General features: G+C 51.2%; 15 protein-coding genes and 1 pseudogene. 12 read left to right on the forward strand and 4 right to left on the reverse strand.

What is annotated here, in order from left to right; genetic code table 11:
* Positions 1-82 precede the first annotated feature (82 nt).
* The 6 genes and pseudogenes from NNO02_RS13775 to NNO02_RS13800 all read left to right on the forward strand — a co-directional run bounded on the left by NNO02_RS13775 (position 83) and on the right by NNO02_RS13800 (position 6,698).
* Positions 83-1,081 (forward strand): MsnO8 family LLM class oxidoreductase, encoded by a 999-nt coding sequence (locus tag NNO02_RS13775; RefSeq protein ID WP_271455041.1) that lies wholly within the window; start codon positions 83-85, stop codon positions 1,079-1,081.
* Positions 1,081-2,202, forward strand: a complete 1,122-nt coding sequence (locus tag NNO02_RS13780; RefSeq protein WP_271455042.1) for an amidohydrolase — start codon at positions 1,081-1,083, stop codon at positions 2,200-2,202. Before NNO02_RS13775 ends, NNO02_RS13780 begins: the two co-directional genes overlap by 1 nt.
* A 24-nt stretch (positions 2,203-2,226) precedes the next feature.
* Positions 2,227-4,485, forward strand: a pseudogene (locus NNO02_RS13785) (NtaA/DmoA family FMN-dependent monooxygenase).
* A gap of 10 nt (positions 4,486-4,495) precedes the next feature.
* Positions 4,496-5,005, forward strand: a complete 510-nt coding sequence (locus tag NNO02_RS13790) for a GNAT family N-acetyltransferase (RefSeq protein ID WP_271448824.1) — start codon at positions 4,496-4,498, stop codon at positions 5,003-5,005.
* Between the two features lie 9 nt (positions 5,006-5,014).
* Entirely contained in the window at positions 5,015-5,941 is a 927-nt protein-coding gene (locus NNO02_RS13795) for an amino acid ABC transporter permease (RefSeq protein WP_271455043.1), read from the forward strand.
* Positions 5,925-6,698, forward strand: a complete 774-nt coding sequence (locus NNO02_RS13800; RefSeq protein ID WP_137381829.1) for an amino acid ABC transporter ATP-binding protein — start codon at positions 5,925-5,927, stop codon at positions 6,696-6,698. Before NNO02_RS13795 ends, NNO02_RS13800 begins: the two co-directional genes overlap by 17 nt.
* Positions 6,699-6,744: 46 nt before the next feature.
* On the opposite strand, the gene NNO02_RS13805 is transcribed toward NNO02_RS13800, so the two are convergent.
* Both NNO02_RS13805 and NNO02_RS13810 read right to left on the reverse strand, forming a co-directional pair.
* Complete coding sequence (locus NNO02_RS13805; protein WP_271455044.1) at positions 6,745-7,734, reverse strand: zinc-dependent alcohol dehydrogenase family protein; 990 nt, start codon at positions 7,732-7,734, stop codon at positions 6,745-6,747.
* 89 nt (positions 7,735-7,823) lie between these two features.
* Positions 7,824-8,753 carry a LysR family transcriptional regulator gene (locus tag NNO02_RS13810; RefSeq protein WP_271442329.1) on the reverse strand — a complete coding sequence of 310 codons (930 nt, stop codon included), beginning with the start codon at positions 8,751-8,753 and terminating at the stop codon, positions 7,824-7,826.
* A 132-nt stretch (positions 8,754-8,885) separates the two neighbouring features.
* Here NNO02_RS13810 and NNO02_RS13815 point away from each other — a divergent pair, with 132 nt between their 5' ends.
* A complete protein-coding gene (locus tag NNO02_RS13815; protein WP_271442330.1) occupies positions 8,886-9,503 on the forward strand; it encodes a glutathione S-transferase family protein in 618 nt (205 codons plus the stop codon).
* 12 nt (positions 9,504-9,515) lie between these two features.
* Here the strand turns inward: NNO02_RS13815 and NNO02_RS13820 are convergent, their stop codons facing one another.
* Positions 9,516-10,430, reverse strand: a complete 915-nt coding sequence (locus NNO02_RS13820; protein WP_271455045.1) for a LysR family transcriptional regulator — start codon at positions 10,428-10,430, stop codon at positions 9,516-9,518.
* Between the two features lie 348 nt (positions 10,431-10,778).
* On the opposite strand from NNO02_RS13820, the gene NNO02_RS13825 reads away from it, so the two are divergent.
* From NNO02_RS13825 to pptA, 5 genes are all read left to right on the forward strand, one after another.
* Entirely contained in the window at positions 10,779-11,744 is a 966-nt protein-coding gene (locus NNO02_RS13825) for a hydroxyacid dehydrogenase (RefSeq protein ID WP_271442332.1), read from the forward strand.
* Between the two features lie 25 nt (positions 11,745-11,769).
* Positions 11,770-12,468, forward strand: a complete 699-nt coding sequence (locus NNO02_RS13830; protein WP_137381838.1) for an RraA family protein — start codon at positions 11,770-11,772, stop codon at positions 12,466-12,468.
* Between the two features lie 54 nt (positions 12,469-12,522).
* A complete protein-coding gene (locus tag NNO02_RS13835) occupies positions 12,523-13,944 on the forward strand; it encodes an SLC13 family permease (protein WP_271442333.1) in 1,422 nt (473 codons plus the stop codon).
* Positions 13,945-14,053: 109 nt separating this feature from the next.
* Positions 14,054-14,995, forward strand: a complete 942-nt coding sequence (gene mdh / locus NNO02_RS13840; RefSeq protein ID WP_271455046.1) for a malate dehydrogenase — start codon at positions 14,054-14,056, stop codon at positions 14,993-14,995.
* Positions 14,996-15,164: 169 nt separating this feature from the next.
* A complete protein-coding gene (gene pptA / locus NNO02_RS13845) occupies positions 15,165-15,392 on the forward strand; it encodes a tautomerase PptA (RefSeq protein WP_271455047.1) in 228 nt (75 codons plus the stop codon).
* A 38-nt stretch (positions 15,393-15,430) separates the two neighbouring features.
* On the opposite strand, the gene NNO02_RS13850 is transcribed toward pptA, so the two are convergent.
* The gene (locus tag NNO02_RS13850) at positions 15,431-17,407 is read right to left on the reverse strand and encodes an alkyl/aryl-sulfatase (protein WP_271455048.1); all 1,977 of its coding nucleotides are present in this window, start codon (positions 17,405-17,407) and stop codon (positions 15,431-15,433) included.
* Between the last annotated feature and the right edge of the window lie 71 nt (positions 17,408-17,478).

The following is a 17,478-nucleotide window of genomic DNA, read 5'->3' on the forward strand; positions in this document are numbered from 1 at the left end:
GAGCAAATGTGAATTAAATGTTTCTATATGGTTATTTGATAATTTAATAATACTGACATGTTAACAAATATAGGCCTGCAACATGTCATATCGCCTGAGTATTCTGGATAAAAGCCCCATCGGGGAAGGTGAAACTGCCGCAACCGCACTGGCCCGTACGCTGCGCCTGGCACAACGTGCAGAAGAGTGGGGATATCATCGTTTTTGGATAGCTGAGCATCACAATACGCCGCAACTTGCCAGCCCATCACCGGAACTGGTGATCGCCTGGATACTGGGACAAACCCAGCACATTCGTGTGGGCTCCGGTGGCGTCATGCTGCAACACTATAGCCCCTACAAAGTAGCGGAAAACTTTAATCTTCTGGCCTCACTGGCACCAGGACGTGTCGATCTTGGGGTTGGGAAAGCACCAGGCGGCTTACCGCTGTCAACACAGGCACTGCAGGTGGGCCTGCATCAGGAAGAAAAAGGCAGTTTTGCCGACCAGCTTACTCAACTGAATGCCTGGCTGGCACTGACCGGGACAGAAAGTGGGCAGGCAGTATTCCCGACACCGCTCCCGCCTGCGCCGCCGCAAAGATTTGTGCTGGGCGCGAGCGTAGAAAGTGCACGTCTGGCGGCAGAGTCTGACTGGAACTTTATTTTCGCGGCGCACCTGAACGGCGATAAAGCGTTACTGCATGAGGTTTTGAGCTTCTGGCAGGCCAACAGTTCACGTCCAACGATTGTTGCCGTGCAGGTTATTGTGGCTGACAGCAGTGATATAGCTGCGCAACTGGCGGAAGAGGTACAAATCTGGGGCGTCGAGCTGGAAGATGGACAACGCGTTACCGTTGCCAGCGAAGAGCAAGCGCTGGCTTTCGCCGCGCAGGCGGGCAGCGCACCACGAACAATTGCCCGGCGTGAGCAGGCGCTACTGCAGGGGAGCGCCCAGGAGGTGGCGGCAACACTGCGTTCATTGCAGGCGCAATACGGTATTGATGAGTTCATTATCGATACGCCGGTGGCTGAAGGTCATGCACGCCTGACATCGCTACGCCTGTTGGCACAGGCCCACAGTACGATGGAGGTTGTCTGATGTCATTAGCCTCACAGCTTATCGATTGGCGTCGCGAGCTACATCAGCACCCGGAGCTGTCCCTCCAGGAAGTCGCGACAACCGCGCGTATTCGTGACTGGTTGCATGCTGCAGATGTCACACTATTGCCGTTCAATCTGAAAACGGGTGTCGTTGCCGAAATTGGTCAGGGAGAAAATGTCATCGCTCTGCGGGCGGATATCGATGCTTTACCGATCGAAGAAAATACCGATGTGCCGTTTCGCTCCGCCACACCGGGGGTGATGCATGCCTGCGGACATGATATTCACACCAGCGTGATGCTCGGCGCCGCACTGTTGCTTAAGCAGGAGGAAAACACGCTACCGGGGCGCGTGCGTATTTTGTTTCAGCCGGCAGAAGAAAGTTTTGGTGGAGCTAAAACGCTGATCCGTGCCGGAGCCCTGCAAAATGTGGCCGCGATTTTTGGCATGCACAACGAGCCCGGGTTGGCGGTAGGCGATTTTGCCACCCGAGAAGGGGCGTTTTACGCCAATGTGGATCGCTTTGTGCTGCGTATTACCGGAAAAGGCGCGCATGCGGCACGTCCGCACGAGGGAAAAGATGCCATCCTGCTCGCCAGTCAATTGGTGACGGTATTACAAAGTGTCGCCAGCCGTGAGGTCAATACGCTGGATTCGGTGGTGCTTAGCGTCACCCGAATTCAGGGGGGAAATACATGGAATGTACTACCGGAATCCGTTGAGCTGGAAGGGACGCTCCGGACACATCGCGCAGAGGTGCAACAACAGGTCAAATCACGCGTCAGTGATATTGCCGCTGGGTTTGCCCACGCCTTTGGCGCACAGATCGATGTTATCTGGCACGCCGGGCCCACGGCCCTGGTCAATGACGCGCACTGGGCCGATATTGCGACCAAAGTCGCCAGACAATCCGGTTACACGACGCATCATGCCGACCTGCATATGGGCGGGGAGGATTTTGCCGTTTATTTGCAAAATACGCCTGGGGCGTTTGTTAGCATCGGTAGTGCCAGTGAATATGGATTACATCATCCGGGGTTTAATCCGGATGAACGGTTAATTGAACCTGCCGCACACTACTTTGCACATTTAGCAAAAACGGCATTCGCACACCTTTAATTTACCTGTTGGGTAGGGGTTACTATGGCTGAAAATCGGCAACTACGTCTGGGCACTATTTTGCATGGTGCTTCCGGGAATATGTCAGCATGGCGTCATCCGGCAGCGCGTGCTGATGCCAGTATTAATTTTGATTTTGTAAAAGAGACTGCACATATTGCGGAGAAAGGGAAACTGGATTTTATTTTTGTCGCTGACGGCCTGTATATTAATGAAAAGTCTATTCCACATTTTTTAAATCGTTTTGAGCCGCTGACGGTATTATCTGCACTGGCAAGCGTTACCCGTCATCTTGGCCTGGTGGGCACGGTTTCTACCTCTTATAGCGAGCCGTTTACTACCGCACGACAGTTTGCCAGTCTGGATCATCTTAGCCAGGGCAGGGCCGGATGGAATGTGGTGACATCCCCACTGGAAGGTTCTGCTAAAAACTATTCCCGTGCCCAGCATCCTGAGCACGCTCAACGTTATCGCATTGCCGATGAATATTTACGGGTAGTGAAAGGTCTGTGGGATTCCTGGGAAGACGATGCGTTTGTCCGTAATAAAACAAGTGGCGAGTTCTTTCATCCGCAGAAATTACACACCCTGAACCATCATGGTGATTATTTCCAGGTGGCAGGGCCACTAAATATTGGCCGTACCCCACAAGGTCGCCCGATTATATTTCAGGCAGGCGCATCACAAGATGGGAAAAAATTGGCGACGCAGCATGCGGACGCTGTTTTCACCCATCAGGAATCGCTGTCTGAAGCCAAAGCATTTTATCAGGATGTAAAAAGTCAGCTTGAAGCAGTCGGACGTCATGCCGATGAACTGCATATTTTCCAGGGCGTCAGCATTATTGTTGGCGACAGTGATGCTGACGTAGAGCAACAGTATCAGGCGACCGCAGCACTGGTGTCGATCACCGACGCGCTGAATTACCTGGGACGCTATTTTGAACATCACGATTTTAGCCAGTACCCGCTGGACGCACCGTTCCCGGATCTTGGCACCCTCGGGGAAAACAGTTTTCGTAGTACCACTGACGAGATCAAGCGCAATGCGCGGGAGCGGGGATTAACCCTGCGTCAGGTGGCGCTGGAAGCTGCCAGTCCACGACCACGTTTTAGTGGAACACCGGCACACGTTGCTGATGGTCTGCAGCAGTGGTTCGAGGAAAAAGCCGCCGACGGTTTCATCATCCAGGGGGGAACGCCAGATACCTTTCCACGGTTTGTCGAACAGGTTATTCCCGTGCTTCAGGCGCGCGGTTTATTTCGCCACGACTATCCCGGCACGACGCTGCGGGCAAGCCTGGGGCTGGCAACACCTGCAAATCAATTCACACAATAAGAGAAAAACGCTATGCAGAAAAAATCACTACTTCTTGCGCTGTCACTGGCTTTCAGCGCGACTGTCTGGGCAAATGACGTCACTATCAACGGCACCGGCGTGAGCCTGGAAGCCAATAAAACACCGATTAATACGGCTAAAAATCCACAGGCGATTGCGCAGTTACCCGCTGACCTGCACCTGGCTGTACCGGGTAAATTCACGGTCGCTATCGCCGGACTGAGCCAGCCGCCGCTGACTGTATTTGCCGATGATAATAAAACGCTCATCGGCAGTGAGGCCGATATTGCTCGCCTGGTTGCCGATAGCCTGGGGCTGGAGCTAAATGTCGTACCCACGTCATGGGAAGACTGGCCACTGGGCGTGGCGTCCGGGAAATACGATGCTGCGATCAGCAATATCACCGTGACCAAAGCGCGGAAAGAGAAGTTCGATTTTGCCACTTATCGTAAGGACTCCCTGGGTTTTTATGTCAAAACCGGCAGCACGCTGACGAAAATTGAACAGGCGGAAGATATTGCCGGGCTGCGCATTATCGTCGGTTCAGGGACGAATCAGGAGGCCATTCTGTTGGCGTGGAACGAAGAGAATCTGAAGAAAGGATTAAAACCGTTTACGCCAGTGTATACCAAAGATGATGCTGCTCAGACGCTGGCTCTACAGTCAGGTCGTGCAGATGCTTACTTTGGTCCGAATGTCATTGGGGCCTGGAAAGCGGCGCTCAATGGTAAAACGCAATTGGTGGGCAGCGTCGATGGCGGATGGCCGAAAGCCGCACATATTGCCGTCACGCTGAAAAAAGACAGTGGCCTGGTGCTGCCGGTGCAAACTGCCCTCAACGGTGTGATCGGCAATGGTGACTATGACAAAGTGCTGAACCGCTGGGGGGAAGGGGTAGAACGTATCCCGCAATCTGAAGTTAACCCTGCCGGTTTAGGCGACTAAGGAGGTCAATGTGAGCGATCAATTCCGCGTTGTCTCGCCCGAAGCCATTGAGCTACAGCCGATCCTCAACGGACTGTTTGGTGAATATGCCGCCCGCTATGGCGATTATTTTTCTCGTGATGCTGAAGTGGAGCTAACCGAATGGTATCTGGCTCCACAGGGGATTTTTGTGGTGCTGGAGCGCGACGGCGAAATTATCGCCACCGGGGCTTACAAACCCTATGACAAAGACACCGCTGAAATTAAGCGTATCTGGACTAAGAGCAGCCTGCGTAAGCAGGGGCTGGCAGCGCACGTGGTGCAGGAACTGGAGCGGCGGGCATTACTGGCGGGCTATAGCCGTATCTACCTGACCACGGGCTTTCGCCAGCCAGAGGCTGTCCGGCTTTATTTGAGTCAGGGGTACGATCCTCAGTTCGATACCACACGTAATCCAGAAGAGTACAGCCAGCCGCCTTTTGATGGACGACTGCGCTTCACCAAACTGTTGACTATCGCAGGTCAGGCCAAAATTGCCTGAGGAGAGAAGATGAAAACGACTGCAACCATCAAAGTCGTCCCGGCACGTTACCCGATGCGCACCGTAGGGGCGATTATTGCCCTGTTTGTGCTGGCGGCGATTATTCAGTCTGTCGCGTTTAATCCGCGCTGGGAATGGGGCGTGTTTGCTCGCTGGTTCTTCGACCCGGTTATCTTGTCTGGACTTGGGCAGACGCTGTTGTTGACGCTCATTGGGACATTACTGAGCGTGGTATTTGGTGGGTTGCTGGCGCTGGCCAGACTCTCATCATCCTGGCTACTAACCAGCCTGGCGTGGGGATACATCTGGTTGTTTCGCTCACTCCCGCTGATTGTGGTGTTGATCATTTTGTACAACTTCTCCTATTTGTACGACACGCTGGCGATCGGCATACCGTTCACTGCTCTCCAGTGGGGCAGCTTTGATACTATCAATGTCCTCGGACAGTTTTCCACTGCGGTTGTTGGCCTGACGCTGGTGCAAAGTGCTTATACCGCTGAGATTATTCGCGGCGGATTTCTTGGGGTTGATCATGGTCAGTATGAGGCGGCAGCCGCACTGGGATTACCTGCCTGGCGCCGCACGCTGCGTATTATCCTGCCACAGGCATTGCGCACTATTTTGCCCGCCGGGTTCAATGAAATTATCAGCCTGGCAAAAGGAACGGCGATGGTTTATGTACTGGCCATGCCGGAACTGTTCTACACCATCCAGATGATCTACAACCGCACCCAGGAAGTGATTCCGCTGCTGATGGTTGGCGCCGTGTGGTATCTGGTGATCACCAGCGTGTTGTCATTAATTCAGCATCTGGTTGAACGCGCGCTGGCACGCAGTGAGAGACGATCCGCTATTAACACCGCCAGGGTGAGTCGCACGGTTAAACGTCGCCGCCAGGCTCCACAGCAGGAGGCTATCCATGTCCCACTCGCCTGAAGGTCATATTTCCATTACCGGCGTCAGCAAATATTTTGGTCGCCATAAGGCACTGGACAACGTATCGCTGGAGATCCCACCCGGTACGGTCACGGTTATTCTCGGGCCTTCCGGTTCAGGTAAATCAACGCTATTACGGGCGATTAATCATCTGGAGCGTGTCGATGAGGGGTTTATTCAGATTGACGGTGATTATATTGGCTACCGCCTTCAGGGAGACCGGTTGTATGAGCTGAAAGAGGCGGAAATCCTGCGCCAGCGTATCAATGTGGGCTACGTATTTCAGAACTTTAACTTATTCCCGCATTTAACGGTGCTGGAAAACCTGATTGAAGCGCCTGTTGCACACGGACTGGCTTCGCGCAAAGAGGCTATTGAGCGGGCATTTACCTTGTTGGATGCTGTCGGACTGCGGCAAAAAGCCGATGCCTGGTCGCGGCATTTATCCGGAGGCCAGCAGCAACGTATCGCCATTGCCCGCGCGCTGGCGTTAAATCCGCGCGTGATGCTATTTGATGAGCCGACGTCCGCACTCGATCCTGAACTGGTGGGCGAAGTGCTGGACGTGATTAAGTCACTGGCACAGTCGGGAACCACGCTGGTTGTGGTGACGCATGAAATTGGGTTTGCGCGGGAAGTGGCCGATCAGGTGGTGTTTATGGTTGACGGCAAAATCGTCGAGCAGGGTAGCAGTGAACAGGTGCTAAATTATCCACGCCACACGCGCACGCAGCAGTTTTTGTCGAAGGTTCTGTAAATACGCGGAAAAGGGCGTTGCGGCACAGGGTTGTGCCGCACAGCGATTACAGGGTAACGACGATTTTGCCTACCTGGCCGTTGGCTTCCATGTACTGGTGTGCCTTAACGATGTCATCAAACGCAAAGGTTTTATCAATCAGTGGTTTGAGTTGCCCAGATTGCAATCCTTCAAAGATGAAACGTTTAGCCCGAGCCAGTTTTTCAGCATCAGTGGTGATTTCGAAAAGCTCATAGCCGCGGAAGGTCAAATGGCGGCCAAGGATCTCAATCACCGGGATCGACAAATCGCGACTATCCAGTGAACCGTACTGGAAAAATAACCCTCCGGCAGGCATTACCTGGGCTATTTTCGCCACACCGGGGCCGCCGACCGGATCAAAGACCACGCGGGTACCTTTGCCACCAGTTATACGGTTAATTTCTGCGACCAGGTCCTGCTCCTGACTGGCAATGACCTCAGCGGCACCCAGTTGCAACAGAGCGTCGCGTTTCTCATGGGTTCGCGTCATCGCAATAGGTGTTGCACCGACCATGTTGGCGATCTGAATTGCGGCCAGACCAACACTGCTGGACGCGGCATTGATCAGCACGTTATCGCCAGGCCCGATATTGGCATACTCCACCAGCGCGCCAAAAGCAGTCACATACATCATCCAGCTGGCGGCGGCCTCGGCAAAGCTCAGGTTTTCCGGATGTTTGACGACCGCATGAGCGGGCGCATTGACGATTTCGCCATACATACCGTACTGATGAAAGCTGAATGCCGGAATGACGCTCACGCGATCGCCTGGTGCGAACTCGTGCACATTGTCACCGACGGCTTCAACAATGCCGGAGGCTTCATAGCCCAGGCGAGCAGGAAAATTGGGTTGGTAAATATACTGACCGGTACGGTACATAATTTCCGCCCGGTTAATACCTATTGCACGAACGCGGATCTGAACATCGTTTGCAAGCGGTGCCGGGGTCTGAATATCCTGAATATTCAGCACATCAGCGCCACCCATTTGATTGAAAACCACGACTTTAGACATAGCGGACCTCGGTAAATTGTTCTGACTTGAGTCCGCACAATGTATTGGTTCTGGTGAGGGTGAAAAACCGCCATTACGGAACTTCACTATTACTCAAATTGTAATAATCCCTGAAGTCGTGGTTTTTGCTGTACGAAAAGCTGACTCAGCCAGTCAATAAAAACCCGCACGCGCGGGGCCAGATAGCGCCTGTCCGGGTAGAGAACAGACACCGGTTTAGCGTCTCCCGCATAGTCACGCAGCACCTCAATCAGTTGTCCCGACTGGAGGTAGGGCGCCAGTACGGCGTGAACGCCGTGTATGATCCCCAGCCCAGATAAACAACCGGTTAGCAGAATGTCGGAGTTGTCTACGCTCATTCGGCTTGCTGGCACGATCGATACCGTTTTCCCGTCGTTGATAAAGGACCACTCCAGCGCGTCACGATGACGTTCGCTAAAGAAGTTGAGTGCCTGATGCTGAGCTAAATCATCCGGTGTCTGTGGGATGCCCCGTGTAGCCAGATAATCTGCGGACGCACAGGTCACCATTTTTACCTCGCCAAGTCGTCGGGATATTAGCGAGGAGTCCTGCAATTCTCCAATGCGGATCATGCAGTCGATCCCCTCCGCAAGCAGATCAATTTTGCGGTCAGTGGATGTGAGAACAATCTCAACGTCCGGATAGCGTGACTGAAAGTCGCTTAGCGCGGGAACGATAATCGAGTGAGCCAACGACAGTGGCGCGTTGATCCTGAGCTTTCCACGCGGAGGCCGTGTTGGTGAGAAAGAGGCCATGATGTCATCCACGTCACCCAGCAGTGCCTTGGTCCGCCGGTAAAATGCGTCACCTTCTTCGGTCAGGGTAACCTTCCGCGTCGTTCGGTTTAGGAGTTTCGTCCCCAGATCGTCCTCAAGATGCTGAATTGCTTTCGTCACCGCGGGGCGGTGCAGGTGCAACACATCAGCGGCTTTGGCAAAACCACCTTGTTCGACAACCTGCACAAAAATGCTCATATATTCAAACATACTCGAACGCATCTCTTATTCTCTCCCGTATCCGTTATGACGGTTGTAGTCTCCGGCATTGTTATTATGAGAGTAATAATTCCGGCTGCATAGATTGTCGAATGCTGCTCTACACTTAGGGTTTTAACATTGAGGGGTTGCAGCATGATTAAGGTCTATGGGGTACCGGGCTGGGGATCGGCCATCAGTGAAGTGATGCTTACACTGGCGGAGATCCCTTACAGCTTTATTAATGTGGACGGCTTTGACAGCGACGGGCCGTCGCGGGCGTTGCTAAAAACTATGAATCCGCTGTGTCAGGTGCCCACACTGATACTGGAAAATGGCAATGTGATGACGGAAACGGCGGCTGTTGCGCTGATGATTCTGGACAGCAGGCCCGAACTGGCGCCGCCTGTCGGACATGTGGAACGTCAACAATTTCAGCGCCTGTTGATTTGGCTGGTGGCAAATGTCTATCCCACGTTTACCTATGCCGATTATCCACAACGCTGGGCACCGGACGCCCCGGCGCAATTGAAAAAGGGCTGCATTGAGTACCGTAAATCGCTTTATATGTGGCTGAATGACCAGCTAAGCGCCGAACCGTACGCGTTTGGCGATCAGCTCACGTTGCTGGATGTTTATATTGCTGTTATGCGCACCTGGGGGCCAGGACATGACTGGTTTCAGGATAATACGCCCAATATCAGCGCCATCGCGGACGCGGTTTGTCAAATCCCGCGGCTGCGTACTGTACTGAAAAATAACAGAATTATTTGACGCGATGAACGCTTAAAACATGTCTTGCCCCTGTTCGCGGATCATCCTGATAAGTCGTTCTGTGATGGGAGAGGGGCTGCGATCCTTGAGTCGACCAAGAATAAAATGACGGGAATTTGCTGTTCCTTCCAGCGGGATTTCCTTCAATTGTTTATATACCACGCCGCCCTTGGTCAAATTACGCCGGGGTATGAAGCCCAGTAATTCTTTATTTGCCGCAAGGATTTTTGGCATGAGATGGAACGATGATGTTTCTATCTGGGCTCGCGGTGGCGGAAGCCCCCGGCTAATAAAAAACTGATCGATCCAGCGTCGGGAGGCCGTATTTTTCCCCGATAACAACCATTTGTATTCGACAAGGTCTTGAGGCGTAATTGACTTCAACTCTTTTGTAAAAATAGGATGCTCGCAGCTGCCGACTAAAACCACAGCATCCTCCATTATCGGGTAAATAATGGCGTTCTCATAGCTAATCGTTTTAGTAACAATAATGATATCTAACTGATAATTCTGCAGATTATCCCAGAGATAATTATTTACTCCGGGAACAATTTCGAGCATAGCGAGGGGGTTTTCTGTCAGAAAAGCCTGACAAAGCTTAGGAATGAGATATTCAGCGACAGTCGGTACACAGCCTATACGTATTTTGCCTGACACCCCGCGAACATAGTTTTCGAGGTCCTGTTCCGTTTGCTCCATAAAAAAGCAGAGCTTTCTGGCCCGTTCGCACAGTAACTCACCCGCGGCGGTAAGCGTTATACCGTGCCCGCTGCGGGTCAATAATTGTGTACCCACTTCCTCTTCCAGACGCTGGATGCATTTTGACAGCGCAGGTTGCGAGCGCCCAAGGCGTTCTGAGGCTTGAGCGAGGCTACCCACTTCTGCAATAACATAAAAAAACGTCAAATCGCGAATATTGAGATTCATGACTCTACAGCACCTTTTCCCATCCGCCCGGTATTAGCGTCACAGCATGGTAGAGAATGACGCGCCATTATTTTTTGACCTGACAGCAAAAAGATGACGTTTTCTCTTGCATAAAAAGTAAGAAAATACGGCGAAATGTGTGAACCATGCCGCCTGTCAGTTCCGCATTATTACGCAATAACATCCTGGTGAATTAATACAACCAACTGTATTTTATGATGTTTATAAGCGAATTTTGTTTTTACGCTATTTAACGAAAAGTTATTGCCGCTATCAATATTATTGCCTGTTGCGTCGCCTTGTCCTGGGGTAAAAATCTCCCATCCCGACTATGGCAAGGAGAAGAGGATGCGTTTTACCGTATTAATGACGGCACCAAAACTGGCGCCGAAGGGTGTTAAAAAACTAATAGATGCTGACTGTAAAATAATATATGTAAATGATTCAACGGATCCGCAGGCGATCCTGTCGATTTTATCCACTGAGCCTGTTGATGCTGTTATTTCACGCACGATGGCGCTAACGGGCGAAGCTATCCGTGCTTGTCCAACGCTGAAAGTCATCACCAAACATGGCGTAGGCGTAAGCAACATTGATGTCGATGCGGCGACGGAACGAAATATTCCCGTCCTCGTGACGCCGGGAACAAACTCACAATCGGTTGCCGAACTGGCATTAGGGCTCATGCTGGCGGCCGCCAGGCGCATTGCATCCTATGACCGAGATTTACGCACAGGGAACTGGAGCCGCGCCGGAAACGGCCAACAATTAAGTGGACGCACTTTGGGATTGGTGGGTTTTGGCCAAATAGGACAAACGCTGGCGCAATTCTGTATAGCGCTGGGCATGAAGGTCGTCGCTTACGATCCCATGCTCAAGGCCAGCCCAATCGAACAGGTCACACTTGTCAACGATTTACCGGCGTTGCTTCGCCAAAGCCAGGTGCTCAGCCTACATTGTCCGCTGGTTCCCGCTACCCGAAATCTGATTAACGAAGAGGCGCTTTCACTACTGCCTGATGGTGCAATTCTGGTTAATACCGCCAGAGGGCCGCTGATTGATGAAAATGCGCTGGTAGCGGCTTTGCAGAGTGGAAAAATTGCAGGTGCAGGTCTGGACACTTTCGTTAATGAACCACTGCCCCTCAGCGATGCTATTGCCTCACAACCCACCGTTGTTATGACCCCGCATGTTGGCGGGTCCACGCCTGATGCGTTAGACGCGATGGCTGCGCATGCCGCTGACAACGTGATTAATTTCCTTAACGGAAAACCGTTATCCCCGAGTCTGTGTGTTAACCACCTGATTAAATAATATTTACGACGTACTGGAGAATAAAATGTCTATTGGATTCAGAGTCTTTACTCAACGTGAACTGCCTACAGCTGATGTTATCGAAGGTTTCAAAACCATACCAGCAGCAAATATTGCCGACTGTATGGGGCGCCTGAGTGCGATGAATTGCCGCATTCGTCGCATGACGGCACCTGCGGAACAAAATATGGTTGGTGTTGCGCTGACGGTAAAAGCGCGTCCTGGCGACAATCTGATGATGCATAAAGCGCTGAACATGATTAAACCTGGCGACATTCTGATCGTTTCCAACGAAGGGGACAGCAGCCAGTCGCTGATGGGCGAGATCATGGTCGCCTACGCCAAATCTCAAGGCATTGCGGGCATCGTGCTGGACGGACCAATGCGTGATCTTGATACCATCTATGCAATGGGGGTTCCAGTTTATGCGACAGGTCACACCCCTGGCGGCCCATTCAAAGAAGGTCCAGGCGAAGTCAATGTTCCTGTAGCCTGCGGCAATATTCACGTTACGCCGGGCGATATTATCGTCGGTGACAGTGATGGCGTCATTGTGATCCCTAAACATGATGCGGCAAAATTGCTGGAAGAAGCTCGCAAATTTTCTGCCAACGACCATGCAAAACTGGTTGCGGCGCAGACCGGAAAAGCCGATCGCAGTTGGGTGGATAAAGCGCTCGCGGCGAAAGGCTGCGAAACGATTGACGCTGTTTATCCGGGTTAACTCTACAGATGCCAGCCACGTTTGTGGCTGGCTTGCTCAAATAGGCTAATAATAATGGCAGAAAAAATAAAAGCGTTGTCGTTTAAGAAACGGTGGGGAATTCCGTTAGCGATCCTGGCGATGGCGATTACCTATACATTTCCCATGGCAGGACTTTCCATGGAGGGGAAGCATGCGCTGGTATTGTTTGCGGGTGTTTTTATCCTGTTCTTATCCGAACCCATCCCCATTGTTGTTTCAAGCTTACTGATTGTTCCTGCTGCCGTATTATTAAAAGTATGCAGCTTAAAAATGGCACTGTCGGGATTTTCTTCATCTTCCTCTTATCTTCTGGTTGGCGCATTTATTATGGCTGTGGCGCTAACCAAAACACGCTTAGCGGAACGGATTACTTTTTTAATACTTAAAGTTACCGGCAGTAGCGTGCGTAATTTAACACTGGGGGTGACCATTGCGAATATTGTGCTGGCATTCTTTATTCCGTCGTCCACTCCAAGAGTCGCGATACTGCTACCCATTTGTCTGAATTTGATTGCGTTATTTAAAGAAGAAGGGCGAACAAAATTTGCAGTTAATTTGTTGCTTACCATGTCGTTTACTAATTCCACGATCAGCGGCGGTATTTTGACAGCCAATTTACCAAACCCCATTACCGTTGAATTTATTCATAATGCCGGTGGGCCAATGATCTCCTATCTGGATTTTTTGATAGTCGGATTCCCGCCAGCATTACTGATGACGTTTATTACCTGGATCTACCTGCAGTTTGCTTATCCGCCTGAGCAATCGCATATCCCCGGTGGAGAGCAGTTGATTAAAGACAGTCTGGACGGGATGGGAAAAATGTCTGCGGCTGAGTGGAAAACGTTGTGGATTTTCCTCGGCGTGGTCTTCCTGTGGGTCACCGGTGATTGGATAGGTGTCGATTCTACCACGGCCTGTATGCTGGGGGCTTGTCTGCTCTTCTTCCCTAAAATTGGCGTGATTAATTGGTCGGAAGCCAATAAAGGCGTGTCGTGGCAAGTGCTGTTCATTTGCGGCGGTGGTGTCAGTATGGGGGCTATTTTGATGAAAACCGGTGCGGCAGAATGGATATCGATGTTGATCTTTAACCATCTGGGTTTATCCACGCTGAGTACCATCGCCTTGCTGATTGTCGTGCTTATCGTCGTGCAATACATGCATATTTTCTTTGTGGGCACGACCGCGATGGCGGCAGCAATGTTGCCTGTACTGATTGGTATTGCCCATGCGGCAGGTCTGCCACCGGCAATGCTGGCGTTACCGGGTGGGATGATTATTGGCGCTTATCCATTATTGATGTTTTATAACACCATTCCGGGCGTGTTGGTCTTTGGTACCGGGAAGGTTGCTATCAATGATTATCCGCGCGTCGGTATTGTACTGTGTGCGATTGCTTGTCTGATTTATGCATTATGCGCATTGTATTATTGGCCAATGCTTGGTGTATTTTGATTTTTAGGAATAATTATTGACTTGTTATTAGCGATTATTTTACCGTGATGTTTATCTGAAATATCGCGTGGTTGATTATATCTGTCGATAACCTTGTAAAGGATATTATATGAAAGTTACGCTTCTTGGCGCTGCCGGAGGAATAGGGCAAGCTTTGTCGTTACTCCTTAAATTAAACATGCCAGAGGGGTCTGAACTCGCACTCTACGATATATCAACAGCAACACCAGGGATTGCTGTTGATTTAAGTCACATTCCAACCGATGTACATATTCACGGATATTGTAGCGCGCAGATTCAACATGCGTTGGAAGGTGCAAATATTGTTATTATCTGTGCCGGTATTGCCCGTAAACCGGGAATGGATCGTTCTGACCTCTTTAGTATTAATGCCAATATTATTCATCAGCTTATTGGTGATGTCGCAAAAACATGCCCGGATGCCTGTATTGGTATTATTACTAACCCTGTTAATACCACGGTGGCGATTGCCGCTAATGTCCTGCAAAAGGCTGGCGTCTACGATAAAAACAAGCTCTTTGGTATCACCACGTTGGATGTCATTCGTGCAAATACGTTTGTTGCACAAATGAAAGGCTGCAGCGTGCGGGACGTTGAGGTTCCGGTCATCGGTGGACATTCAGGCGTCACGATCCTGCCGTTGTTCTCGCAGCTTACGGAGATAAAACTTTCCGATGACGAGATCCGTGCGCTGACAGACCAGGTACAACATGCCGGGACTCGGGTCGTCGAGGCTAAAGCGGGAGCCGGGTCGGCCACATTATCAATGGGGCAGGCAGCCGCACGTTTTTGTTTGTCGTTACTCCGTGCACTGAGTGGGGAACAAAGCATTGTAGAATGCGCATATGTAGAAAGCGGCAGCCAATACGCCCGTTTTTTTGCCCAGCCAGTAGAATTGGGCGTCAACGGTGTATCTCGCGTTATTGCGCTAACTGACCTGAGCCGCATTGAGCAGGATGCACTCGAGGCAATGCAAAGCGAACTGCGGCAAGATATTGCGTTTGGTGAGCGATTTGTTTGTAAGAATTAACGCGGGTAGTTTTGAAAAAGCCGATCGTCGAAATCGGCTTTCAACGTTTGCCAGGCCGGTAACGTTGTGCATCTGAGCATCAATGTAGACGAAAGACGTCTGGAGGAATTTTGCTAACTGGCGCATATTACGTTATCGCTGTTTTGCCCAAAACACTAAGGAACCTGCAATGCCGCATATCGATATTAAATGTTTTCCTCGCGCCCTTACCAACGAACAAAAAACCGCACTGGCGGCGGATATTACAGATGTCATTATTCGTCATTTGCAAAGCAAAGACAGCTCAGTCAGCGTGGCATTGAATGAGATTGAGCCTGAGGCGTGGCAAGCCGTATGGGATGCGGAAATCGTGCCGCAGATGGACACGTTGATTAAAAAACCCGGTTACAGTATGTGAGAAAAAACGGGCGAGTCATTCGCCCGTTTTTGATGCCATTATGGCGTGACAATATTGAACCAGAATTCAAATTTGTCCATGTAACCGAGCATGGCGTCGAGCTTGGCGCCGTCTCCGGTAATTTTCACGTCACCGCTGTCTTGCGCCTGCTTCAGCGTCACTTCCTTGAGGATGATTTTGTTCAGCGTATCGCGATTGAGCGCGATAGTGGCATCCGCATCTTTCGCTTCGGAATTAGCGGTATGGTTCAGAACACCGTTTTCCAGCTCCAGTTTGTATTTACCACCATCGCTACCAAGGTCGATATTGAATACTGATTTCGCATCGCCCGCTTTCTGCCCGTTAATATGTACCGCCAGGTAGTCGAAGAACATTTCTGGCGTCATGGCGCGGACAGTATCCGGACTGGCCGTATTCGGCGTCGGGCCTTTCACCACGCCATTGCGCAGTTCTTGTGCGCCCGTCAGGTAGAAGTTACGCCACGGACCAGACTCTGCCTGATAGCCTAATTGTTCCAGCGCATCGGCTTCCAGGTTTCGCGCGGCCTGGTTGTTCGGATCGGCAAATACGACTTTGCTCACCACCTGTGCAACCCAGCGATAGTTGCCCTGATCGTAGTCAGCTTTTGCTTTTTGCAGAATGGCATCCGCACCGCCCATATAGTCGACGAATTTCTTCGCCGCTTCTTCCGGCGGCAGTTCATCAAGTGTGGCTGGGTTGCCGTCAAACCAGCCGAGGTACAGCACGTAGGTGGCTTTCACATCATGGCTAACGGAGCCATAGTACCCGCGGTTCGCCCAGGTGTGTGCCAGTGAATCCGGCAACGTAAAGTTCGCCGCGATTTCATCACGGGTCAGACCTTCGTTGGCCATGCGCAGCGTCTGGTCGTTAATATAACGGTATAGATCGCGTTGGCTTTTCAGTAGGCTCACCACCTTGTCATTGCCCCAGGTTGGCCAATGGTGCTGTGCCATCAGAATTTCCGCTTTATCACCCCAGCGAACAATTGCTTCGTTGATGTATTTGGACCACGGCAACGGTTCGCGAATTTTTGCACCGCGCAGAGAGTAGGTGTTGTGCAGGGTATGGGTGACATCTTCAGCCGATTCGATGAGTTTTTTCTCTTCGATGTACCACAACATTTCTGAAGGCGCTTCGGAGCCTGGAGCCAACATGAAGTCATAGGTCAGGCCATCAATAACCTCTTTTTGCCCATCTTTCTCGATGATATTCGTTGGCGCAATCAGTGTAACCGTCCCTGCGGAAGTGGTGGTTCCCAGTCCCGCGCCGACCTGGCCTTTAGCATCCGGTTTTAGCAGGTTGCCGTACATGTAGCTGGCGCGGCGGCTCATGACGTTACCGGCCATGATGTTTTCAGCAACCGCTGCTTCCATAAAACCGGCAGGCGCATAGACCTTCACTTTGCCTGCTTTAACATCTGCTTCATCAACAACACCGCGCACACCACCGTAATGGTCGACGTGGCTGTGGGTATAAATCACCGCGACAACCGGTTTTTTGCCACGGTTTTTAAAGTAGAGATCCATGCCGACTTTGGCCGTTTCTGCCGACACTAATGGGTCAACAACGGTGATACCTTCTTTACCTTCGATGATGGTCATATTCGACAAATCGAGGTTACGGATCTGATAGACACCCTCCGTGACTTCAAACAACCCGCTGATATTGATCAACTGAGACTGGCGCCACAAGCTCGGGTTTACCGTATCCGGTGCCTTATCGCCTTCCTTAATAAACGCGTACTGTTGCGGATTCCAGATAACGTTGCCTTGTTCACCTTTGATCACGTCCTGAGGAATCGGGGCGATAAAGCCTTTGTGCGCGTCGGTAAAGTCGGTGTTATCAGAAAAGGGGAGTTGATTGTAGAGTGCATTATTGGCTTGTTGCGTGGCTGCCGTCGCCTCTTTTGGGGCTTCAGCAGACATGACGGGAACAGCAAAAGACGTTAATAACCCAGCAAGTATAAAGCTTTGTGCGATTCTATTAAGTTGCATCGTAAAACCTCTCTGACACTTCATAAGTCCAGTTCTGGGGGGATGCTGCTTTAACGGATTGCGTTTTGAAC

This window comes from Citrobacter sp. Awk 2, assembly GCF_028069815.1.
Classification (GTDB): Bacteria; Pseudomonadota; Gammaproteobacteria; order Enterobacterales; family Enterobacteriaceae; genus Citrobacter.

Coding starts and splice junctions, on each gene's coding strand:
- pptA (WP_271455047.1), top strand. CDS start 15,165: ATGCCGCATATCGATATTAAATGTTTTCCTCGCGCCCTTACCAACGAA.
- mdh (WP_271455046.1), top strand. CDS start 14,054: ATGAAAGTTACGCTTCTTGGCGCTGCCGGAGGAATAGGGCAAGCTTTG.
- NNO02_RS13810 (WP_271442329.1), bottom strand. CDS start 8,753: ATGCGTTCGAGTATGTTTGAATATATGAGCATTTTTGTGCAGGTTGTC.
- NNO02_RS13825 (WP_271442332.1), top strand. CDS start 10,779: ATGCGTTTTACCGTATTAATGACGGCACCAAAACTGGCGCCGAAGGGT.
- NNO02_RS13815 (WP_271442330.1), top strand. CDS start 8,886: ATGATTAAGGTCTATGGGGTACCGGGCTGGGGATCGGCCATCAGTGAA.
- NNO02_RS13820 (WP_271455045.1), bottom strand. CDS start 10,430: ATGAATCTCAATATTCGCGATTTGACGTTTTTTTATGTTATTGCAGAA.
- NNO02_RS13830 (WP_137381838.1), top strand. CDS start 11,770: ATGTCTATTGGATTCAGAGTCTTTACTCAACGTGAACTGCCTACAGCT.
- NNO02_RS13805 (WP_271455044.1), bottom strand. CDS start 7,734: ATGTCTAAAGTCGTGGTTTTCAATCAAATGGGTGGCGCTGATGTGCTG.
- NNO02_RS13800 (WP_137381829.1), top strand. CDS start 5,925: ATGTCCCACTCGCCTGAAGGTCATATTTCCATTACCGGCGTCAGCAAA.
- NNO02_RS13850 (WP_271455048.1), bottom strand. CDS start 17,407: ATGCAACTTAATAGAATCGCACAAAGCTTTATACTTGCTGGGTTATTA.
- NNO02_RS13835 (WP_271442333.1), top strand. CDS start 12,523: ATGGCAGAAAAAATAAAAGCGTTGTCGTTTAAGAAACGGTGGGGAATT.
- NNO02_RS13795 (WP_271455043.1), top strand. CDS start 5,015: ATGAAAACGACTGCAACCATCAAAGTCGTCCCGGCACGTTACCCGATG.
- NNO02_RS13780 (WP_271455042.1), top strand. CDS start 1,081: ATGTCATTAGCCTCACAGCTTATCGATTGGCGTCGCGAGCTACATCAG.
- NNO02_RS13775 (WP_271455041.1), top strand. CDS start 83: ATGTCATATCGCCTGAGTATTCTGGATAAAAGCCCCATCGGGGAAGGT.